The organism is Pedococcus sp. P1_H8, from assembly GCF_056405175.1.
The window spans coordinates 1-397 of the sequence record NZ_JBFUCP010000353.1 but is presented as its reverse complement, the minus strand read 5'-3'; the positions used below and the strand labels follow the sequence as shown (position 1 = coordinate 397).

Annotated in this window: 1 protein-coding gene; it reads left to right on the top strand. The window is 66.5% G+C overall.

What is annotated here, in order from left to right:
- Positions 1-397 (top strand): ribonuclease E/G (locus AC1DYG_RS20345; protein ID WP_477641648.1); only part of this gene is annotated, 397 nt, incomplete at both ends.

The following is a 397-nucleotide window of genomic DNA, read 5'->3' as shown; positions in this document are numbered from 1 at the left end:
GACAAGAGCAAGTCGAGCAGCCCGAAGGCGCTGTACGAAGAGCCGGACATGCTGGTCAAGGTCGTCCGTGACCTGTTCAACGAGGACTTCGCCAAGATCGTCATCGAGGGCGAGAAGTCCTGGTCGACGGTGCAGAACTACATCGCTGCCGTGGCACCCGACCTGCTGCCGCGGGTCGAGCGCTACTCGCCGTCCGCCGGCGGCCCCGACGTGTTCGAGGTCAAGCGGATCGACGAGCAGCTCGCCAAGGCGCTCGACCGCAAGGTGTGGCTGCCCTCGGGCGGCACCCTGGTGATCGACCGCACCGAGGCGATGACCGTGGTCGACGTCAACACCGGCAAGTTCACCGGCGCCGGCGGCAACCTCGAGGAGACCGTCACCCGGAACAACCTGGAGG